Consider the following 17,415-nt stretch of genomic DNA (forward strand, 5'->3'; position numbering starts at 1 on the left):
AAATGTGGTGGTGATCGCGCCCTTCTTCAAGCAGCTGTTGTGTCACGCTCCCGTGAGTCGGGCAAGGGCGTCGTCCATCACCGCCGGCGGCAGCTCGATCAATCGTGGCGCTTCAGTGAACAGCAGCGCCGCCGAGACCTCATGCCCGGGATAAAGCGGCTGGAGCAGTGCGCGATAGAGCGCGAGCTGCAGGACATAGGCCGGTGGAACGTCCGCCAGCGCTGCAGGCGCCGGCCGGTTGGTCTTGTAGTCGACGATCGACACCCTGCCTGATGTGACCGCCAGCCGGTCGATCTTGCCGGAGATCGAGCGCAGCTTGCCCTTGACCTCCAGGCTGCCCATGACCGCGACCTCAGCGCGTGAATTCGGCGCAAACAGCTGATCGAAGCGGCTGTCGGCAAGGATCGTCGCCACCGAAGCCAAGGCCTTGTCACGCTCGCTTTCAGGCCATTGCGCGCCAACGCGCTTGAGGTAGCGCTCCGCGGCATCGCGGCGTTCGGTCTCGGCAATGCCGGGCAGCATCTGCAGCAATTTGTGCAGCGCCTGCCCCCGCATCACCGCAAAGCCAGGTTCTGCCTCGGTGTCCAGCACCGGCGAGCCGGTGTCGATTACGGCTTGCCTGGCCTCGTCGATCAGCGCCGAGGCGCCGGACGGCGACAGCGGCCGCGGCAGTTCCTCGAAGGGCGGCAAGGGCTGGAACAGGCTCTTCGGCAACGGCTCGAACTGTTGCGCCTGCCGCGCCGCTTCGGCGGCCACTTGCGCGACCGGCGGCAATTTTGTCAGGTGAAAGCGATGCACGGTCTCGCCAGTGGCGGGGTGCTGCCGCTCGATGCTTTCGGGCGCGCCGACCAGCGCGCGGCTGACGATCGAGTGCCAGGTGCCGGTATTCGGCGCCCGCTTGCCGTGATAGCCGCAGACGATCAGCCGGTCCTCGGCGCGGGTCATGCCGACATAGAGCAGCCGGCGGTATTCGTCGTCGGCCAGTTCGCGCGCGCGAACCGAAGCGGCCCGCGAAAAGCCATTGGCGACATCGCCGGCCGAACGCCAGAGATAGCCCTTGCCGTCCCAGTGTTGGCCCGAGCCATCGAACGGCATCAGTCGCGGCAGATGCTGATCGCTGAACGGCGCCGAGCCACCATCGACCAGGAACACGACGGGCGCCTCAAGGCCCTTGGCGGCATGAACGGTCATGACCCGAACCTCGTCGCGGGTCTGGTCCATTTCGCGCTTGATCTCGGGGCCGGCATTTTCCAGCGTCGCCAGGAAGGATTCCAGTCCCGGCAGGCCGGTCCGCTCCTCGGCCAGGCAGAAGCTCAGGAATTCGTCGAGGATGTCGCCGGCCTCCGGCCCGAGCCGCGCGATCATTTTCTTGCGCAAGCCGTCGCGGGCGAGAGCCCCGGCATAGAATTCGAACACTGGCCTGAATGCGGCTTCATCAGACCATGTGTCGAGTTGGGCAGCGATTGCGGCCGAGGCTGCGTTTTCGCCGGCTTGCTGCCTGAGCGAAGCGATCAGCGAGAGGCCGGACGGCCGCTCGCCGGCGAGCGCGAAAAGCATCTCTTCCGAAACGTGGAAAATCGGGCTGCGCAGCACGGCGGCGAGCGACAGATCGTCCTCGGGCTGGACCAGAAAGTGGCCGAGCGCGATCAGATCCTTGACCGCAATATGACCGGGCAGGCTGAGGCGGTCGGCGCCGGCGACCGGGATGTCGCGGCGCTTCAGTGCGCGCGTCAGCGCATGGACGAAACGATCGCGCTTGCGCACCAGCACCAGCACGTCGCCGGGCCGAAGCTTCTTACCGCGGCCCTCGATGATCTCGCCAGCGCCGATCCAGCCGGCAATGGTTGCCGCGACGTTTTCGGCAACACGCACCGCCGGTGCATGGGCGTGGTCGACGGCTTGCGTCCAGTCGTCGGGTTCGTCAACGACGTCGGCGCCGATCGACGGCCACACCTCGACATAGCCCGGCGCATCGCTGCGGATCGCCTTGTGGGTCAGCGGGTCGGGATCGTGGCTGATGCCGCGCCGCACGAGCGGGTCGGCAAAGACACGGTCCACCGCCGCAAGCACGTCTTCGGTCGAGCGGAACGACCAGGTCAGCTTGAGATCGGCGAAGGCGGCTTTGGCGTCGCGCACTTTTGCGGAAAACAGCAGCCTTGAATCGGCGAAGGAGTCGGGCGCCGCTCCTTGAAAGGAATAGATCGACTGTTTTTCGTCGCCGACGGCGAACACCGTGCGGTGAACATTGTCGCGTGCGCCGAGCCCGGCAAAGAATTCCTCGGCCAGTCGCTTTACCACCTCCCACTGGTCGGGACTGGTGTCCTGCGCCTCGTCGAGCAGGATATGGTCGATGCCCTGGTCGAGCTTGTATTGCACCCAGGGGCCGGCGTCGGGCCGCGCCAGGAGATTGACAGTTCGGGTGATGAGGTCGTTGAAATCGAGGAAGCCGCGGGCGCGCTTCAAGTGCTCGTAGCGGGCGATCAGCCAGTCGGCGATGGTCAGCGCGGCACGTGTGCCCTCCAGCATCCTGAACAAGGCCAATCGGTCGGAGATTTCGAGAATGGCATCGACCGCTGACAGATAGCGCTCGGCAAGATCCGGCAGCCGGTCGAGCAACGCCTTCTTGAACATTGCCGGCTCATAAGGCTCGCCATCGCCTCGCAGGAAGGCTTTTGCCAGCAGATGCAGCCGGCGAACCGGATCATCCTCGGCGAAGGCAAGGCGCGCATAGGGCAGAAGGTTGTTGAGTACGGTGCGGGCATCGGCGGCTTCAGCAGCACGGGCGAAGGTGATGAAATAGTCCGGCAGGAAGCCCGGCAGCGGCCAGACGGACGCCGCCAGGCCATCGGCGGTCTGGCCGGCGCGAAACCTGAACTCGTCGAACAGCGCCTGAAAACCATCGCCGCCAGCCGCGCTGATGAAGGCGCGCAGACCTTCGCGCTTGCGAACGATCTCGGCCAGCAAGGCGTCAAGCCCATGTTCGCCGCCGCGTTCCAGAATGGTGGCGAAAGCCTCGGCCAGTTCCGCATCGCCGGCCGCCGTGCCCGAGATCATGTCGCGGCGGGCGGCGGCGAAGAGCGACGCCTCCATCTGCGGATCGAGCATTTCGAAATGGGCCGGTATGTTGGCTTCCAGTGGAAACTGGTGCAGCACCGATTCGCAGAAGGCGTGGATGGTCTGGATCTTCAGCCCGCCGGGCGTCTCCAGCGCCTCGGCGAACAGGCGGCGGGCGCGGCGCATGGCTTCGCGATTGGGCTCGCGACCGTCCAGCGCCTCTATCCTTGTCGCCAGTTCTGCGTCGCCAAGCGCCGTCCATTCCGACAATGTCGAAAACACCCTGTTCGACATGTTGGCGGCGGCGGCGCGGGTGTAGGTCAGGCACAGGATCTTCGACGGATCGGTGCCACGCAGCAGAAGACGGATGACACGCTGGGCCAGCACATGGGTCTTGCCCGATCCGGCGTTGGCCGACACCCAGGCGGAATTTTGCGGATCTGAGGCGCTTGCCTGGCTGACGGCGGTATCGGTCGGGATGGGATAGGCCTTCTTCATGCCTCCCCTCCCTCGTCGTCGGCGTCGCCCCCGGCAGACCATTCGAGCACGCGGGCGAGATGGTCGTAGTCGCCGTCGGTCTCGCCCTCGCGGAACGGCAACGCCCGCGACAGGTATCCGGTCGCCGGGTTGGCATAGTGGATCAGCAGTTTTTCGAGCCGCGCCCAGGCCTCCTCGGCGAGGTCTGCGGCGGTTCGCGGCTTGCGGTTGTATTCGAGGATGGATTCCTCGAACACCTCGCCGTTCGGCTTCAGCCTGATGAAGGCCAGCTGCGACGGCTCGCGCGCGCCTAGCCCCTTGAAGGCGCCTCGCCTGAGCAGCGCGCCCTCGAGCGCCAGTTGCGGCGAAAGCAGCGTATGGGCCTGCGCCTTCGACGGCGAAGAGCCGGTCTTGTAATCCAGGACGTCGGCCATGCCGCCGGCCAGGAGATCGACACGATCGGCATAGCCGGACAGCGTCACGCCGGACTGGCCGACGCCTGTTTTCTCGGCGTGCTCCTCGGCATGCCGCATTGTCACGGCGAAGGCGCGGCCGCGCTCCCATTCGATGATGCCGGCGGCGAGCTTTTCGAAGCGCGGCCACCACACCGCCTCGACATCGGGAGGAAGGGCCGCCTCGGCAAAGCATGCGCGGCCGGCGGCAATGAGACCGTCCAGCGCCTCCGGCACAAGCGGATCGGCCACGGTCCGCGAAAAAAGATGCAGGATGGCGTGAAACAGCGTGCCGCGTTCGGCAGCGCCCGGGTCGCGGATGACCGGATCGAGCGGCATCAGGCGGAGGATCCTCCTGGCATAGATCGCGTAAGGGTCGCGGCGCAGCGTTTCGATCTCGGTGACCGAGAAATGTTGCGGCCGCACATCCAGCGGTGGCTTCGGCTGCGGCCGCGGCGCGAAGTCTCTTCGTTCGCCGGCATCGAGCGCACGGGCCCAGGACAGGAATTCATCACCACGCCGGCGAAGCACCGCCGCATGGTCCTTGCCTATGAAGGTCAGCAGGCGCTGCAGCCAGCGCGACGGCACCGCCGGTGCGTCGCCGGAGCGGGCGGAGCGCGCCAGCACCACTTTCTTCGCCCCCATCGCCATCTGGAAATCATGGGCGGCCAGGCCGATGCGCCGTTCGGGCGGCTCGAGGTCGATGCCGGTCTTCATCAGCCGGGACATGAAGCGGTCGCTTTCCGGCTTGCGCGGCCACACGCCTTCGTTGAGCCCGCCGACGACCAGCGTGTCGACGTTCTGCAACCGGGCTTCCAGCGCACCCCAGATGGCGATGTTCCTGTCGGTGCCTTGTGCCGGCTTGACCGTCTCGGGTGCGATCAGCGCCTCCATCACATCGGGCCATTCGTCGGCTCCGAAGGAGAACGACGCCGAGGCAGCGACCAGCCCGCGCAAGAGCTCGGTGAGCTTTTCGCCGGCGTCGCCGGCATAGAGTTCGCTCAGACTGCCATCCGCGGCGCGGCCGAGACCTTCGAGCGTGACGACGCTGGCCCGGGTCAATTCGGCAAGGTCGGCTTCGGCTTGACTGCGAAAGGCAATCAGCGGCGCCAGCGCAGCAGCAAGGCGGACGAGCAGTTCGCGGGCGCCTTCGATGTTTCGCACGGTCAGGCGGGAAAACCAGAACGGTGGCCGGGTGCTGCCCAGGCCGGTGAGGCGGGCCTCGAAGAGCTCCGGCAGCGAGGCGGCGTCGGGGCGGCCGGTGCCGCCGCGCAGCGCCACCAGTTCGACGATCTCCGCCGCGTGACGGACACTTGTGCGTTGTTCCAGACCGAGGCCAAGCAGCGGGTGCTTGAGCAGCGACAGCAGGGCCACGGGATCGCCGGGGCGGAACGCCGCCTGAAGCGCCAGTCTGAGCAGGCTGGCGGCTGGCGTGTTGATGAGCGGTGTGCCGCCCGAATCGTCGGCGACGACACCAAACCGCAACAGCTCGACCGAGACGCGCCGCGCCAGGGCGCGGTCGCCGGTGACGAGCGCGGCGCGCTGGCCGGGCTGTTCGACGGCGCGTTTCAGCGCGACGGCGATCGCCACCGCTTCGTCGCGCTCGCCGGCGGCTTCGAGCAGCGTCACGTCGGCGAAGGCCTCGGTGATATCGCCTGAAGTAAAGCGGGCGCGCGTCTCGACCCACAGTTCGGTGGTCTCCGCCGGCCGCAGCGCCTCGCCGACAAGTGCGGCGCGCAGCGCGAGCGGCCTTTCGGCAACGGCGATCTCCTCGACATCGCCGCGCAGCACGCCGATCTTGCCGATCAGTTTTGCCAGGCCGTATTGCGGGTGGCCAAGCAAGGCCGGCCGCGCGCCGGGCACCGCAATTGCCTGGAATGACGGCTCATCCAGCATCAGGTCGAGGCCGGGCAGCACGACCGCGCCGCTGGGCAGGCCGGCGATCACCGCAAGCAATTCAGCGGTGGCGGGAATGGACCCGGTGGAGCCGGCGGCGATCACCGGCCCGGTCGGCGGATTGCGCTTCAGCCGCGCTGCTTCCAGCCTTATCAGCGCATTGCGATGCGCAGCCGGGTTGGAGCGATTGCGTTCTTCGAGGAGATTCGGCCAGTTTTCGGTGACGATGCTCAGGAAGTCGAGCGTCACTTGCCACCAGCCGGCGAGGTTGCCGGTCACCAGATCGGCGAGCCTGGTCCAGTCCGTGCCTTCCGTCTCGATCTCGTCCATCAGCCGGGCCAGGTCGCGCGCCAGCCAGATGGCATCGGCGGCCGACGCCGGCACAACGATCTCCTCGTCGAAAAGTGCCGCGACATGCGCCGGCAGGCGGCGTTTCCAGGCGCGCACCAGCGGCGCCAGCAGCAGCAGGCGCTCGATCGCGGCGATCGGCGGCGCGAGGTCGATGGCGGCCGATGCGTCGGCCTCGAACGCGGCCTCGTCCTCGTCAAACTCGCCGAGCGGGCGGATGACCGGCAGGATCGCCGAGCGGCCACCCAGACAGTCGACGAAGACGCCGCGCAGCGCCCGCGCGGCGCGGCGCGTCGGCACGTAGATGGTGACGTCGGCCAGCGCCAGCGGATCGCCGTCGAAGCGGAAACCGGGAACAAGCCGCCCTGACAGCAAGGCCTCGGCCAGCGTCGGCAGAAACGGCGCTCCGGGCGGGATCGAGGAAACGCGGCGGGAGCCGCTCATTTCAACTTGGTGAGAGCGCTGGTCAACTCGGTAAGAGTGCCGGGCGACTCAGCAAGAGCGGTGGCAACGACCGCTTCGGCAAGCGGAATGGCGTCGGGCGTGCCAACGGTGATCCAATGGCCGTGCATCACCATGCCGTACAGGCGGCCGCCTGCGATGGCCGCATCGAAATAGGCGTTGAGCGAGTGTGGGCCGGCCGGCGCATCCTTGAAAAGCCTGGGATGGACGATCGCCGCGCCGGCATAGATCAGGCCTGTCGGGTCGCCTTTCGAACGCCGCAAGGCGCCGTCCGGCGCCATCAGGAAATCGGTGCCGCCGCTGTGTCCGGTTGCCGACTGGGAATCCGCGAGCATCAGCAGAATATCCATTTTCGCCGCGTCCCATGCAAGGGCGAGGCGGGCAAGGTTGGGCACGCCGCTGTCGATCCAGAAGGTGTCGGCGTTGACGATGTAAAAGGGAGCCCCTCCCAGTTCCGGCAAAGCATGGACGATACCGCCGGCGGAATCGAGCAGTCTTTGGCTTTCCTCGGAAATAACGACGCGCGGCGCGCGGCGCGCGGCGACGTGGGCGACGATCTGCTCGGGAAAGTAATGGACGTTGACGATGGCCTTGTCGACGCCGGCGCGAGCCAGGCCGTCCAGGCTCCAGTCAAGCAACGTCTTGCCTGATATCCTGACCAGCGGTTTCGGCATTGTGTCGGTGATTGGCCGCATGCGCTTTCCCAGCCCGGCGGCAAGCACCATTGCGGTTTTGGGGCGTGTCGTCACGGCGGCCGCTCCTCCAGCAGCCCGTGGGCGGTGTAGAAATCCCGCAGGCCGGCAAGTGCCGGATGCGCCAGCGCCCGCCGAAGATAATCGCGAATGCGCGGCAGGTGTTTCAGATAATAGGGCTTGCCGTCGCGCTTTTCGAGCCGGACGAAAATGCCGAGGATCTTCGAATTGCGCTGCGCTGCCATGATCGCATAGGTCTCGACGAATTCGTCTTCGTTAAAAACGCCAGCCTTGTGGCGAGCGGCGATATAGGCATCGAGCGTCCGCCGCTCGATCTCAGGCGAGATCGTAACCCGGGCATCCATGGCGAGAGAGGCGAGATCATAGGCGGAGGGGCCGATCAGCGCGTCCTGGACATCGACGATGCCAAGGCGATCGTGACCGCTACGCTCGCCGCGCCAGATGATGTTCGGCGAATGAAAGTCGCGCAGCATGAGCGTGTATTCGCGCCCCTCTAGCCGGTCGAGGGCCGCGTTCCATTGCTTGGCATAGCCGGCGCGCAAGGCATCGCTTGCCGGGCCGCCAGTGATTGCCGGCACATACCAGTCGAGCAGCAATTCGGCTTCGATCATCATGGCGTCGCGGTCGAAAGGCGGGACATCGTGAAAGACGGCGGGCGCGGCCTCGATGCGATCGGGCCACGTCTTGCCGTGCATCATGGCAAGCAGTTCGGCCGCCGCCGCATAGCGCTCCGCCAGCGGCTGACCGTGCTGGCCGAGAAACCCTTCCGAGCCGAGATGCTCCATGAGAAGAAAGCCCTGGTCCAGGTCCTGCGCGTGGATTTCCGGGGCGCTGACGCCGCCGGCCCGCAATGCCCGATCGATGGCGACGAAGGCGGCGACGGATTGCGCGGTGTGGGCGATCACCGCATAGGGCTTGCCGTCGCGGACCGGCGGCCCGAGCACCAGCCGCGGCGAGTTCATCAACACGCGCGGCGGCAGGCCGGCCAGCGAGACGACCTCATAAGAGCGGGCCGAGGCGTCGCCGATAAAATAGCGTCTCTGCGCTTCACCCCAGCCGGCTGTTTCGAGAAAATTGCGCATGGCCAGCGAGCGCGCCGCGCGCTCGAAGGCAGCGCCTTGTCCCGACAATCTCGCCAGGCGCCCGTCGTCCTGATGGACGAGTTCGATCAGCACCGAAGTCTTTGGCAAATAGGCCTCTGCCCGCTCCGGCCATTCGACCAGGGCAGCGCCTTGCGCCAGCGCCTCGTCGAAGCCCAGTTCGTCCAGTTCGGACGCCGCGGACAGGCGATAGAGGTCGAAATGATGGACGGGGACGCGCGCCTCATAGCTCTGGACGAGCGTGAAGGTCGGGCTCGGCACGTCGAGACCGGCATCGTCGGTCATTGCCCTGATCAGCGCCCGGGCCAAACTCGACTTGCCGGCGCCGAGATCGCCTCTGAGAGCCAGCACGTCGCCGGGGCGCAGTGACATGGCCAGATCCTCGCCCAGCCTTGCGGTCGCAGCCTCGTCGGCCAGAAAACGCTCTAGCACCACGCCTGCCATCGAGCGCGCTACTCGGCCGCCGCGCGGATGCCGGACGGCGTGTCGGGAAAGGCACAAATGACGGTGGTGCCCATGTCCTTGCCGGTTTCGATGCGGACACTGCCGCCATGCAGCTCGACAAAGCTCTTGACGATCGACAGGCCGAGGCCAGGGCCGCGCCGGCGGCCGCTATTGGTGCGCGGTTCGAAACGGCGGAACACCGAATCGAGCAGTTCCGGCGGCATGCCGGGACCATCGTCGTGAACGGAGAATTCCACGCCTTCGGCAAGCGAGCGGCAGGCGAGCGTGATGGTGCTCGCCTCAGGAGCGTAGTTCGCGGCATTGCTCAGCAGGTTGTAGAGGATCTGGCGAACGCGGATTTCGTCGCCGTGGAACGTCTTTGGCGCAGTGGCCGCATCGATCTTGAGCCTGATCGCATGCTCCTCCAGCCGGTCGGCCACAAGCTCGGCAGCGGCAGCGATGGTCCGGTCGACGTGAACTTCGGAGATATCGAGTTCCATGATGCCGGCATCCACGGTCGCCAGGTCGAGGATGTCGTTGACGATGGTGAGCAGGACCGAGGAAGACGAGCTGACATGCTCGACATATTCGCGCTGCTTCTGGTTCAATGGCCCGGTCGAGGGCAGCGAAAGCAGCTCGGTGAAACCGATGATGTTGGTCAGCGGCGAGCGCAGCTCGTAGGAGACGTGCTGCACAAACTCGTTCTTGAGCTGGTCGGATTTTTCCAGCGCCTCGTTCTTGTCCTTCAGCGCCCGCTCGACATTGACGCTGTCGGTGACGTCGACGAAGGTCATCATCACCTGCCCGTTGGGCAGCGGGATCATCGCGTAGCGCAGGACGGTGCCGTTGTTCAGCTCGGTCTGGCCGTGGCGGTCGCGGCGCTCGTCGTCGAAACCGGTGACGGCGGCAACGAAGCCGCGCCAAGGGCTGTCGGCGGCGCGCCGGTCGCACAGATCGCGGATCGTGGAGACGTGAACGTTGGGCTTGGCGGCGTCGGCGTCGAGCCCCCAAAGTGCTGCGAATGCAGGGTTCGAAAATCTGAGCCTGCCGTCGGGGCCGAACACGGCTACGCCTTCGGCAAGATTGTCGAGCGTTTCGCCCTGGACCCGCACCGCGGTCTGGTAGCGGCTTTCAAGGTCCATCTTCTCGGTCAGGTTCTCGAACACCCAGGTGACGCCACCTTTGGGCTGCGGATTGGCGACGACGCGGATGGTCTTGCCGTCCGGCAAATGCCACCAATGTTCCTGCGACTCGACCGCGCGATAGGCGCCAAGCAGGCTTTCCTTCCAGCGCCGCCATTCGGGCTGCTCGGCGATCTTGCCTTCGCTGCGCAGCCGGTCGAGCAACAAGGCGTTGTCCGGAGCGCTGTGCAGGAAGCCGGCGTCGAGACCCCATAGTTTCTGAAACGCCTGGTTGAAAAACCGCAGTTTTTCATCGGTATCGAAAATCGCCACGGCGGTGTTGAGCTGGTCGAGCGTGTCGGCATGGCTGCGCACGGTCCGCTCATATTCGCTACGGATCGTTTCGATGGCGCTGGTGTCGCAGGCGAGGCCCGCCGAGCCGTCCGCGCCGGCGAAGTCGGTCACGGCGAACATGCGGCGGTCGCCTTCGATTACGGTGGAAAGCGCCTGCTCGAAGACGGGATGCGACTTGTGCTGCGCAGCGATTGCATCGCGCGCCTGGCCGCCCAGGAACTCCTTCGCGTCGCGAACCGCAGCTTCGGCGTTTTCCGCCTCGACGGCCCTGGCATAGGCGCGGTTGACCCATTTCAGCCGCCCGTCCGCCGAGCGCAGCCAGGCTGGCATGCTGAGTGCGTTGAAAAGACCGAGCATGGTGTCATAGTCGGCGGCAAGGCGCTGGTTCTCAATTCTTAGCCTAGCCTCGCTTCGCTGCGTTTCAGAAAGCGAGACGAAGCGGACGAGCACGTGTGCTGCGCTCTTGCGGCCGTGCACTTCGAGCGGCGCCCCGGCCTGCGATTCGATGACGAGATCGAACGGCTTCGCCTTTTCCCGCAGTCCCGCCACGGCATTCTCGAGCGCCGCCGCCGAGCGCGGCATCAGCCAACGGCCAAAGGCGAGGAAGGCGGCACGGTCTTCCGGAGCCCCGCTTTCAACCGGCAATGTCCCGACGAGCTCGGGCTTTTTGTTTTCCGATGCCCATACGACGACACGCTGGCCGCGCAGGTTGAGCAGCGCCTCGGAGCGCTGCAGCGCAGCGTTGACGTCGGCCAGGCGGGCTCTGAGTTCGCCATTCTGGGCCGAGGTGCGCGCCCGTTCGCGGATCAGGAAAATGGCCGAGACAAGCGCCGCGCCCATGACGCCGACAAACATGGCGAGTTGCATGACCTCGACCGTGCTGACCGACAGCCCGGCTTTGGGCGCAGCCGCGTGGGATGTAGCAGCCGGTCCAGCGTGTGCCGAAAGGCCAAGCAGCGGGCCGGCGAGCGCGGAAGAAGCAAGCAATTTTCCGACGCGGGCGCCAGCGCGCCATAAGAGGCTTCCGCCTCTGGCAGCGGAACCCGTGGTCACCATATCGTTGTGGCCGCCGGAAACGGCCTGTCCCGCGCAAGGCGGGTAATCCCCCGGCATGTCCTGGTCCTCTTCGCCGCCTGAATGCAAGACCGCCCTGATGCGGGCTTCGGCCCTCGTCCCTGGGCCCGCGAATCAGCACCATAGCGCTTGCGCGAATCGGCGTGAAGAATCAATCGGCGCAAAAATAAAGCCGGGCGAAAGTCAATCGCCCGGCCTCAATATCTAGTGGTAATTTCCGCTGTGGTTAATAGCGGTAGTGTTCCGGCTTGAACGGTCCCTGCGGGGTCACGCCGATATAGGCGGCCTGTTCGCCGGACAGTTCGGTAAGCCGGGCGCCGAGCTTGTCGAGATGCAGGCGCGCGACCTTTTCATCGAGATGCTTCGGCAGGACATAGACCTGGTTCTGATACTGGCCGGGCTTGCTGTACAGCTCGATCTGGGCCAGCACCTGGTTGGTGAAGGACGCCGACATGACGAAGCTCGGGTGGCCGGTGGCGTTGCCGAGATTGAGCAGGCGGCCTTCCGACAAAAGGATCATCCGCTTGCCGTCCGGGAAGGTGATCATGTCGACCTGCGGCTTGATGTTGGTCCACTTCAGATTGCGCAGCGACGCCACCTGGATCTCGTTGTCGAAGTGGCCGATATTGCCGACGATCACCATGTCCTTCATCGCCCGCATATGGTCGATGGTGACGACATCCTTGTTGCCGGTGGTGGTGATGATGATGTCGGCGGTCGGGGCGGCATCTTCGAGGGTGACGACTTCGAAGCCATCCATTGCCGCCTGCAATGCGCAGATCGGATCGACCTCGGTGACCTTGACGCGGGCGCCGGCGCCCTTGAGCGACGCCGAAGAGCCCTTGCCGACGTCGCCATAGCCGCAGACGACCGCAACCTTGCCGGCCATCATCGTGTCGGTGCCGCGGCGAATGCCGTCGACCAGCGATTCCTTGCAGCCATATTTATTGTCGAATTTCGACTTGGTCACGCTGTCGTTGACGTTGATCGCCGGGAACGGCAGCAGGCCCTTCTTCTGCAACTGATAGAGCCGGTTGACGCCGGTCGTGGTCTCTTCGGTGACGCCGCGGATCGCCTCCTTCTGCTTGGCGAAGAAGCCGGGCGATGCCGCCATCCGCTTCTTGATCTGGGCAAACAGGATTTCTTCCTCCTCGCTGCCTGGATTGGAGAGCACATCCTCGCCGGCTTCGGCGCGCGCGCCGATCAGGATGTACATGGTGGCATCGCCGCCATCATCGAGGATCATGTTGGAGGTGCCGCCATCGGCCCACTGGAATATCTTGTCGGTGTAGACCCAGTAGTCCTCGAGCGACTCGCCCTTGACCGCGAAGACCGGAATGCCGGCCTCGGCGATGGCCGCGGCCGCATGGTCCTGGGTCGAAAAGATGTTGCAGGAGGCCCAGCGGATCTCGGCGCCGAGCGCCTTCAGCGTTTCGATCAGCACCGCCGTCTGGATGGTCATGTGCAGCGAGCCGGTGATGCGCGCGCCCTTGAGCGGCTGCGCCTTGCCAAATTCTTCGCGGCAGGCCATCAGGCCCGGCATTTCGGTTTCGGCGATCTCGATCTCCTTGCGGCCCCAGCCGGCAAGCGAGATGTCGGCGACCACATAGTCATTGCTACCCGTCATGGCAGTGCTCCGATCAAGAATTGTCTTCGGATGCGCCCGCGCCGGAAGGCGTGTCGAAGGGCGCGAGTTGCCGGCCTGACTAGCAGATCGTCGGTCGGACGACAATGGGATATAAAGAAATCTTTATCCGTGCATGTCCTCAGAGGCGCCGGCGCGAAATCGGGTTCAGCCGCGACGCGCTCCAGGCGTCAGGACTCTTCGCCGAAGCGGGAGGCGACCAGTTGCTCCAGCGCGTCGATCACCTGCTCGGCCTCCGGGCCGCTGGCGGTGACGCGGATCGAATAGCCGGGGCTTGCCGCCAGCATCATGAGGCCCATGATCGAGGTGCCACCAACCGTGACGCCGTCCTTCTCGACCTGGACGGAGGCGTCGAAGCCGCTGGCAACCTGAACGAATTTTGCCGAGGCGCGGGCATGCAGGCCACGCTGGTTGACGATTGGAAATTCCCGGACGATGTCACCCTTGTTGGCCGACAGCGCGCTCATTTGCTGCTCAGAAGCTGGCTGGCGACATTGATGTATTTGCGGCCGGCCGCCTGCGCCTCGTCCAGCGCTGCGCTCATATTGTCGCCCTTGCGAATGCTGGACAGCTTGATCAGCATCGGCAGGTTCATGCCGGCAATGACCTCGGTGCGACCGGATTCCATCACCGAAATTGCAAGATTGGACGGCGTGCCGCCGAACATGTCTGTCAAGACGATGACGCCCGCTCCCGTGTCGACACGGGCAACGGCATCGATGATGTCGCTGCGGCGCTGCTCCATATCGTCATCGGCGCCGATCGCGACGGTCTCGAAACTGTCTTGTGGCCCGACGACATGTTCCACGGCATGGCGGAATTCGGCGGCCAGTTGACCGTGCGTTACAAGCACGAGTCCGATCATTCTTTGGTGGCTCCCGTCATCGCCGCTTCACAGGCGTTTCATGCTCGCCGGCCTTTTCAGGCGGCGGGAGCGCTATCTTGTCGACGCGAGGCGCGTTGACAAGCCCAAAATTGCACAGGCGCAGGCCATTTTGACGCATTGCAGCAACAATTCGAAATCGCATCATACGAAAGGCGCAATTGGCAGCCGCGCCATCACGGCCGGCAGGGCCGCCGGAACATTGCGTTCGGCGAGATCAATACGCGGCACCGGACAGCCCGCGATGAACTCGCTGGCATCTTCCTGGAAGCGGTCCATTTCGCTTGCCGGGACCAGCCGGACGCAAAGGTCGATGACGCCGCCGGGCTCGAACGACAATGGCCGCGGGCCGAATCCGGGCACCTCGGCGAGGCCGGCGATGGGAGCGGGCACCCGGCAGACCAGCCGCCCCGCGTGATCGGCCGCGAGTAGCCTGTCGTCACCGATCAGCCGCGAAAACAATCCACGTTGGCGGCAATGATCGATGAGGGCGAACGCCAGCGTCGTCTTGCCCGACCCGGACGGTCCCGTGATGAGGACACCACGCTCGCCGATCAGGATCGCCGTGCCGTGAATGTTCTCAGCCTTCACAGTCGGCTCACGCATGAGTTCCTGTCCGGAAACCGGTCGCCACTTTTCGGGATCATGCTTTTTGGTTCACGCATGATCTTGTCCGAAAACCGGTTCCCACTTTTCGGGATCATGCTTTTTGGTTCACGCATGATCTTGTCCGAAAACCGGTTCCCACTTTTCGGGATCATGCGTCAGCCTTCCGCCGGCAGTGTCACGACGAAACGCGCGCCCTTGATCTCGCCGGGTTTGGTGCCCGGGATGTTCTCGGCGGTCAGCGTGCCGCCATGGGCTTCGACGATCTGCCTGCTGATCGACAGGCCAAGACCCGAGTTCTGGCCGAACGCCTCGCCGGCCGGCCGGTCGGTGTAGAAGCGCTCGAAGATGCGGTCGATGTTGTCGGCCCTTATACCGGGACCATTGTCGTCGACGGTGATGATGTTGACCTTGCCGGCGCGCGCCAACGATATGGTGATGTGGCCGCGCTCCTCAGGAACAAAGGAGCGGGCATTCTCGATCAGGTTGGTGATGACCTGGCCGATCCTCAGGTCATGGCCGGCGACGAAATAGCCTTTGACGCCCTGCGGCAGTTTGGCGACCTTGAACTCGATGTCGACCGTCTTCTTGTTGCGCGTGGCCGTGCGCGAAACGTCGACCAGATCGGTGATGAATTTCTTGAGATCCACGGTTCCTGCGTCTTCGCGCGCGAGCTCGGCGTCAAGACGGGAGGCATCGGAAATGTCGGTGATGAGACGGTCCAGCCGCCGGACGTCGTGCTGGATGATCTCCATCAGCCGGGCGCGCGACGCCTCGTTCTTGGCCAGAGGCAGGGTCTCTACCGCGCTGCGCAGCGAGGTCAGCGGGTTCTTCAATTCGTGCGAGACGTCGGCCGCGAAACTTTCGATCGCCTCGATGCGGGCGTAGAGCGCATTGGTCATGTCGCGCACGGCGATCGACAGATTGCCGATCTCGTCCTGCCGATCGGAGAAGTCCGGGATTTCCTCGCGATTCTTGACGCCGCGCCGCACCCTGACCGCCGCCGCCGACAGCCGGCGCAGCGGGTTGGCGATGGTCGAAGCAAGCAGCATCGACAGGATGGCGGTGACAAGGGCGGCAATGCCGAAGACGCGCAGGATCGCCTTGCGCTCGGCCGCTACGATCTTGTCGATGTCGCCGCCTTCCGTCGACAGCATCAGCACGCCGAGGACGGCGCGGAAGCGCTGGATCGGCACGGCGACCGAAACAATCTGCTCGCCCTGTTCGGAGATCCGGACGATGGTCGACGGGCTGCCGGTAAGCGCCTTGACCACCTCCGGAAATGCAGCGCCGTTGCCGCCCGGCTGCTCATGGTAGACCGGCAGCGCGGTGTTGCGGAAGAAGTCGAAGACGAATTTCTGGATTCGCTCGAGAAGATCGGGCTCTTCCTTGTCGGTCGGCGGCAGATCGTAGCGAAGGATCTGGCCGCGCGAATAGAGGTGGCGCGAATCGAGCAGAAGATTGGCGTCGCGGTCATAGATCCGGGCGCGCGTCCGCGTCGGCGAAATCAAGCGCCTGAGCACCGGCGCGACGCGCTCAGGATTGATCGGAAAGTCCAGATTGTCGAGCTGATCGGAGCCGGGGCCCAGGCTTTCGCCGGCCTGCAGTTCAAGCAGCTTTTCCGGATCGATGCTGATCGAATCGGTCTCGACCGTCGCCGATGCCGCGATCGCGCCGGCGATGATCTCGCCCTGGGTCATCAGGCTCTCGACGCGGGCATCGATGAGCCCGTCGCGAAACGTGTTGAGGTAGAGAATGCCGGTGACCAGGACGGCCAGGCCGGCGAGGTTGAGGAAGAGAATGCGCCGCGTCAGGCTGGAAAAGATATGGTGGCCGAGGAAGCGGCGCATCGGCACCGTGATCCTCGACAGGAATGCGGGCAGAATCCGCGACGGGCGCCGGGCGCTCGTCCGTCTCACTCGCTCTACGTCCACTGCCATCGAATAGCAGCCCCCGCTTAGTAATTAGTGAGTAGGCAGTAGGGAATAGAGAAATGGTTGGCTGAGGTCGCGGCGATGCTAAGTGGCCGTTCGCACCATTCAAAACTGACTACCGACTATTCCCTACTGCCTATTGCCTATTACGCTTCGCGAAACCGATATCCGACTCCGTAAAGGGTTTCGATCATCTCGAAGTCATCATCGACGGCCTTGAACTTCTTGCGAAGCCGCTTGATGTGACTGTCGATGGTGCGGTCATCGACATAGACCTGCTCATCATAGGCCGAATCCATCAGCGCATCACGGCTTTTTACCACACCGGGGCGTTGGGCCAGAGAATGCAGGATCAGGAATTCGGTGACGGTAAGCGTCACCGGCTCGCCTTTCCAGGTACAAGTGTGGCGCTCCTGATCCATGACAAGCTGGCCACGCTCAAGCGAGCGGGCCTGCTGGTTGGGCGTCTTGGCCGACGCCTCGCGGGCGCTGGCACGGCGCAGCACGGCGCGAACCCGCTCGACCAGAAGACGCTGCGAGAAGGGTTTGCGGATAAAGTCGTCGGCGCCCATCTTGAGGCCGAAAAGCTCATCGATCTCGTCGTCCTTGGAGGTCAGGAAGATCACCGGCAGGTCGGATTTCTGGCGCATCCGGCGCAGAAGCTCCATGCCGTCCATGCGCGGCATCTTGATGTCGAGGATGGCGAGATTCGGCGGGCGCGCCGCCAGACCTTCCAGCGCCGACGCCCCATCCGTATAGGTTTCGACGCGATACCCCTCCGATTCGAGGGCGATCGACACCGAAGTCAGAATGTTGCGGTCGTCGTCGACAAGCGCGATTGTTGCCATTTCA

General features: G+C 64.8%; 11 protein-coding genes. All 11 read right to left on the bottom strand.

From position 1 onward, the window contains the following. Positions 1-42 precede the first annotated feature (42 nt). The 11 genes from addA to AC0L2V_RS19565 all read right to left on the bottom strand — a co-directional run bounded on the left by addA (position 43) and on the right by AC0L2V_RS19565 (position 17,411). Positions 43-3,552: a double-strand break repair helicase AddA gene (gene addA / locus AC0L2V_RS19515; protein WP_473520944.1), complete on the bottom strand. Its 3,510-nt coding sequence runs from the start codon at positions 3,550-3,552 to the stop codon at positions 43-45. Continuing rightward, positions 3,549-6,671: a double-strand break repair protein AddB gene (gene addB, locus AC0L2V_RS19520; RefSeq protein WP_473520945.1), complete on the bottom strand. Its 3,123-nt coding sequence runs from the start codon at positions 6,669-6,671 to the stop codon at positions 3,549-3,551. The genes addA and addB overlap by 4 nt, the downstream gene beginning before the upstream one ends. Next, positions 6,668-7,438 (bottom strand): nucleotidyltransferase family protein, encoded by a 771-nt coding sequence (locus tag AC0L2V_RS19525; protein ID WP_473507862.1) that lies wholly within the window; start codon positions 7,436-7,438, stop codon positions 6,668-6,670. The genes addB and AC0L2V_RS19525 overlap by 4 nt, the downstream gene beginning before the upstream one ends. Next, a complete protein-coding gene (tsaE, locus tag AC0L2V_RS19530; RefSeq protein WP_473507863.1) occupies positions 7,435-8,946 on the bottom strand; it encodes a tRNA (adenosine(37)-N6)-threonylcarbamoyltransferase complex ATPase subunit type 1 TsaE in 1,512 nt (503 codons plus the stop codon). The genes AC0L2V_RS19525 and tsaE overlap by 4 nt, the downstream gene beginning before the upstream one ends. A gap of 8 nt (positions 8,947-8,954) precedes the next feature. Next, positions 8,955-11,534 carry a sensor histidine kinase gene (locus AC0L2V_RS19535; protein WP_473520946.1) on the bottom strand — a complete coding sequence of 860 codons (2,580 nt, stop codon included), beginning with the start codon at positions 11,532-11,534 and terminating at the stop codon, positions 8,955-8,957. 187 nt (positions 11,535-11,721) lie between these two features. Continuing rightward, on the bottom strand, positions 11,722-13,122 hold the full coding sequence (ahcY, locus tag AC0L2V_RS19540; protein WP_128168861.1) for an adenosylhomocysteinase: 1,401 nt from the start codon (positions 13,120-13,122) through the stop codon (positions 11,722-11,724). Positions 13,123-13,310: 188 nt separating this feature from the next. Further along, entirely contained in the window at positions 13,311-13,607 is a 297-nt protein-coding gene (locus AC0L2V_RS19545) for an HPr family phosphocarrier protein (RefSeq protein ID WP_023796904.1), read from the bottom strand. Next, positions 13,604-14,005 (bottom strand): PTS sugar transporter subunit IIA, encoded by a 402-nt coding sequence (locus AC0L2V_RS19550; RefSeq protein WP_027152037.1) that lies wholly within the window; start codon positions 14,003-14,005, stop codon positions 13,604-13,606. The genes AC0L2V_RS19545 and AC0L2V_RS19550 overlap by 4 nt, the downstream gene beginning before the upstream one ends. 162 nt (positions 14,006-14,167) lie before the next feature. Continuing rightward, complete coding sequence (locus AC0L2V_RS19555) at positions 14,168-14,629, bottom strand: HPr kinase/phosphorylase (protein ID WP_473507865.1); 462 nt, start codon at positions 14,627-14,629, stop codon at positions 14,168-14,170. Positions 14,630-14,787: 158 nt separating this feature from the next. Next, on the bottom strand, positions 14,788-16,569 hold the full coding sequence (locus AC0L2V_RS19560) for a stimulus-sensing domain-containing protein (RefSeq protein WP_473507866.1): 1,782 nt from the start codon (positions 16,567-16,569) through the stop codon (positions 14,788-14,790). Positions 16,570-16,709: 140 nt separating this feature from the next. Continuing rightward, positions 16,710-17,411 carry a response regulator transcription factor gene (locus AC0L2V_RS19565; RefSeq protein WP_023796909.1) on the bottom strand — a complete coding sequence of 234 codons (702 nt, stop codon included), beginning with the start codon at positions 17,409-17,411 and terminating at the stop codon, positions 16,710-16,712. Between the last annotated feature and the right edge of the window lie 4 nt (positions 17,412-17,415).

The organism is Mesorhizobium sp. WSM4814, from assembly GCF_055811595.1.

Coding starts and splice junctions, on each gene's coding strand:
- addA (WP_473520944.1), bottom strand. CDS start 3,552: ATGAAGAAGGCCTATCCCATCCCGACCGATACCGCCGTCAGCCAGGCA.
- addB (WP_473520945.1), bottom strand. CDS start 6,671: ATGAGCGGCTCCCGCCGCGTTTCCTCGATCCCGCCCGGAGCGCCGTTT.
- tsaE (WP_473507863.1), bottom strand. CDS start 8,946: ATGGCAGGCGTGGTGCTAGAGCGTTTTCTGGCCGACGAGGCTGCGACC.
- AC0L2V_RS19535 (WP_473520946.1), bottom strand. CDS start 11,534: ATGCCGGGGGATTACCCGCCTTGCGCGGGACAGGCCGTTTCCGGCGGC.
- ahcY (WP_128168861.1), bottom strand. CDS start 13,122: ATGACGGGTAGCAATGACTATGTGGTCGCCGACATCTCGCTTGCCGGC.
- AC0L2V_RS19545 (WP_023796904.1), bottom strand. CDS start 13,607: ATGAGCGCGCTGTCGGCCAACAAGGGTGACATCGTCCGGGAATTTCCA.
- AC0L2V_RS19550 (WP_027152037.1), bottom strand. CDS start 14,005: ATGATCGGACTCGTGCTTGTAACGCACGGTCAACTGGCCGCCGAATTC.
- AC0L2V_RS19555 (WP_473507865.1), bottom strand. CDS start 14,629: ATGCGTGAGCCGACTGTGAAGGCTGAGAACATTCACGGCACGGCGATC.
- AC0L2V_RS19560 (WP_473507866.1), bottom strand. CDS start 16,569: ATGGCAGTGGACGTAGAGCGAGTGAGACGGACGAGCGCCCGGCGCCCG.
- AC0L2V_RS19565 (WP_023796909.1), bottom strand. CDS start 17,411: ATGGCAACAATCGCGCTTGTCGACGACGACCGCAACATTCTGACTTCG.